This is a genomic window from Parvibaculum sp., from assembly GCF_040882025.1.
Classification (GTDB): Bacteria; Pseudomonadota; Alphaproteobacteria; order Parvibaculales; family Parvibaculaceae; genus Parvibaculum.
Map to the genome: position 1 here is coordinate 1 of NZ_JBBECC010000120.1, position 3,705 is coordinate 3,705.

Annotated in this window: 4 protein-coding genes; 3 read left to right on the forward strand and 1 reads right to left on the reverse strand. The window is 66.2% G+C overall.

The features are described from left to right. On the reverse strand, positions 1–656 hold a 656-nt coding region (locus tag WEB61_RS08620; RefSeq protein ID WP_368063928.1), incomplete at its 3' end, for a hypothetical protein. An 874-nt stretch (positions 657–1,530) separates the two neighbouring features. Here WEB61_RS08620 and WEB61_RS08625 point away from each other — a divergent pair. From WEB61_RS08625 to WEB61_RS08635, 3 genes are all read left to right on the forward strand, one after another. Beyond that, a complete protein-coding gene (locus tag WEB61_RS08625; RefSeq protein ID WP_368063929.1) occupies positions 1,531–1,779 on the forward strand; it encodes a zinc-finger domain-containing protein in 249 nt (82 codons plus the stop codon). Between the two features lie 25 nt (positions 1,780–1,804). Next, positions 1,805–2,440 (forward strand): LysE family transporter, encoded by a 636-nt coding sequence (locus WEB61_RS08630; protein ID WP_368063930.1) that lies wholly within the window; start codon positions 1,805–1,807, stop codon positions 2,438–2,440. Between the two features lie 57 nt (positions 2,441–2,497). Next, positions 2,498–3,705: alpha/beta fold hydrolase (locus tag WEB61_RS08635; RefSeq protein WP_368063931.1), on the forward strand; the 1,208-nt coding region annotated here is incomplete at its 3' end.

Below are 3,705 nucleotides of genomic sequence, written 5' to 3' on the forward strand. Positions count from 1 at the left end.
TGCAGCCGGGCTTCGTCGTCCAGCGCGAACAGGCCGCCATCCTGCCCCTCAAGGCCAAGCACCGCCGCGAGATCGAGTTCGAAAAACTGTTCGGAGACGGAACGTGCGCCCGAATAGTAAAGACGCCAGATCGCGCCGTTGGTCAGGATGCCCCAGCGCAGCTTGCCGGTTGTCAGGTCTTCGACGCGGCGGAGATAGCGCAACATCTGCGTTGAAGGCGCGAGGCTGTCGTCGCCCCGCGAACCCGAGCGCCGGTCGAGCGGTCTGCCCCATCTTTTCGATTCGACGATGGCAAGGCCGAATTCGTAGCGTTTCCATTCCTGCGGGTGCGCGTTGGCGTCGGCCTTGCTGGCCTCGCTCTCGAACAGGATGCCGTCGGGCACGTCGTCCCGGCCCTTGACCGCGAGATTCTGCTGCCGCAGCGAGGCATCCCAGCCGAGACGCGCCAGCACCGGCCAGATCAGGTCGTCCTCGGTCTGGCTTTCATTCGGCTTCTTGTCGGCGGGAAAGCGCGAAACGATGCCCAGGAGGGCATCGCGCAGGTCTTCGATCTCGGCATCCGCCACGGCGGCCCATTCCGGCAGGCGGCGAACTCCGTCCTCGATGAAATCGAGCGAAAACAGACTGCCCCGAAAAACGAACCCGCTATCAGCCACGCATCTTCCTTCAGAATCATTAGATTGTCTGGCGCAAGGCTATCGGGTTGGGCAATCCATTGCATCCCGCTCGACCGTGCCCCGAACCGATTTATGACAGTTCCGTGACAGCCGCGACTTATCCCGCAAAAACACCACTTGTCCCCGCCCTGCAACGCACGGCAACAAAAAGTGATCCGGGCGGTCGCGTCGTCCGTTCCGGCAAATTTCCGTCAAGGGGGGAAATCGCGCCGATGGCAAATCGATGCCGCAACGCGTGTTCCGAAGGCCTCGCGGGAGGCGTCCCGTCCCTCTCTTATCCCCGCCGGATGTGAAATGAGGCAAACTGCGATGCGCCGCTGTGAAAACGGCCCGGCCGGAAGAAATCCCTGGACGGAAAATCGATCCGTCTACGGATGACATGCCCTGCCGTCATGTCGCGCCATCCCCGCCGCCGGAGCCCCGCCGGACCCCCGGATCGGGAATCCGTCCCGGCGATTTTCGATTTCAAGTGGGGAAATCTTTCGGGGCGCAAAAAGGCCGTTTATGCCGCCACTTGTCCCCGGCCCTGGTGAAATGCAGCGAACAACAATCTACCGCCGTGAAAAGGGTCCAAAATCGTCCCCGAAGCCCGTTTGTGACAGTTTTATGACAGTTCCGTGACAGAGGGGGGGTATGCGCTGCCGCCGCTGCTGTCGTTTCGGCCGGAAAAGCTTGCCGGATCAACGACTTGAGGGCGTTTTCGGCGGCCAGGGCAGCGCCCTGTCGCGGCTGCCGCCGCCGCTGCCGCTATTTTGCGGCCATATAGTCCGCATACGGATTGATTGGGCAGGCCTTGCCGGAAGCCGCCAACCCCTCTAGTTTCGGCCCGAATTCACCAGCGGGAGCAAGCCAGATGAGCGGCGGAACGGTTCCGGAATTTTCCAACGAGGTCGGCGCGCGCATGATTTCGATCGGCGTGCACGAGTTCACCTGCATCGGCGCCAACCCGCCTTTCGACCACCCCCATATCTGGCTCGATATGGGCGCCGACAGCGAGATCGTCTGCCCCTATTGCTCGACGCTCTACCGCTTCGACGCCGGCCTCAAGCCCGACGAAAGCCGTCCCGCCGAAGCGCGCTACCACGCCAGGCCGCTCGCCTGACGGCGCCGGCGGCGTCGCGCCCGGCATGAGCCTCACCCTGACTTTCGGCGGCATGGCGGCGCTTTTCGGCGCCATGGCGCTGCTGGCCGCCGTCCCATCCGTCAGTGTACTGATCGTTTCCGCGCGCGCCGCCGCGGGCAGCCTTGCCCATGGCGCACTCGCCGCCGCCGGCATCGTCGCGGCCGATATCCTCTTCATTTTATTGGCTCTTTTCGGTCTGGCGCTGGCGGCCGACGCGCTGGGCGGGGCCTTCCACTGGCTCAAATATGCGGCCGCCCTCTGGCTCGTCTGGCTGGCCATCGGCCTCATCCGCGCCAACGCCGCCGCGCCGGCCGGGCCCGCGCCCGCCGCCCCGACGCCGCTTTCGAGCTTCATGGCGGGCTTCCTGCTGACGCTGGGCGACCAGAAGGCGATCCTCTTCTATCTCGGCTTCTTCCCGGCCTTTCTCGACCTCGCCGCGATGACCGCGGCCGACGCCGCCCTCATCGTCCTGATCGCCATCGTCGCGGTCGGCGGCGTCAAGCTCGCCTGGGCCTTCGCCGCCGCGCGGGCGGGCGGCATTGCCGGCGCGAAGGCCGGCCGCGGCCTCAACCTCGCCGCCGCCACAGCCCTCATCGCCGTCGCCTTGTGGCTGGTCGTCGCCGGCAATGCTAGCGTCTAGCGCTATCCCTGCGACAGGACAAAAATCCCGCCCGCCCCTTTCACGGAGAGCAACGACGTGCACAGCGAAAAGGTCACCTTCGCCGGCGCCCTCGGGGCAGAGCTTGCCGCGCGGCTCGACAAGCCCGAGGGCCCGGTCAGGGCCGCCGCGATCCTCGCCCATTGCTTCACCTGCTCGAAGGACATCGCCGCCGCGCGCCGCATTTCCGGCCGGCTTGCGGCGCTTGGCATCGCGGTCCTGCGCTTCGACTTCACAGGGCTCGGCCATTCGGCGGGCGAGTTCGCCAGCACGAATTTTTCCTCGAACGTGGCGGACCTGCTTGCCGCCGCCGCCTGGATGGAAGCGCGGGGCATGCCCCCGCAGCTTCTGATCGGCCATTCGCTGGGCGGCGCGGCGGCGCTGAAAGCCGCGCCGCAAATCGCTTCCCTGCGCGCCGTCGTGACCATCGCGGCCCCCATGGACCCTTCGCATGTGACGCATAATTTCGGCGGCAAGCTCGACGAGATCCGCGCCAACGGTTCGGCGGAGGTGAGCCTCGGCGGACGGCCGTTCGAGATTCGCCGGCAGTTTCTCGACGACATCTCCGAAGCATCGCTGGCCGATGCCCTGCCGCGTCTGGGGGCCGCACTTCTGGTGCTGCACGCGCCCCGCGACGAGGTCGTCGGCATCGACAATGCGGCGGCGATCTTCACAGCCGCGCGCCATCCCAAGAGTTTCGTCTCGCTCGACGACGCCGACCATCTGGTCAGCCGCGAAGCCGACGCCGAATATGTGGCCGAGCTGATTTCGTCATGGTCCGCGCGTTACCTCGACCTGGCCCCCGAGCCGGTGCGGCCCGAGACGCCCGAAGGCGTGGTGCGCGTCGCCGAGGCGGAGGCGTCCGGCTTTCGCCAGGACATCAGCATCGGCGGCCGGCATCAGCTTGTGGCGGACGAGCCGGTGTCGATGGGCGGAACCGATCTGGGCCCGAGCCCCTATCAGCTTCTCTCGGCGGCGCTGGGCGCCTGCACGACGATGACGATCCGCCTCTATGCCCGCCGCAAGGCGATTGCGCTGGCCCATGTCGTCTGCGACGTGACCCACAACAAATCCCACAGGGAAGATTGCGAAGACTGCGAGAAGCGCGGACCCAAGATCGACGTCTTCCACCGCCGGATCAGGCTGGAGGGCGACATGACGGAAGAACAGCGCGCCGCGCTTCTCGCCATCGCCGACAAATGCCCCGTCCACCGCACGCTGCACGAACAGGCGGTCATCGAAACGGA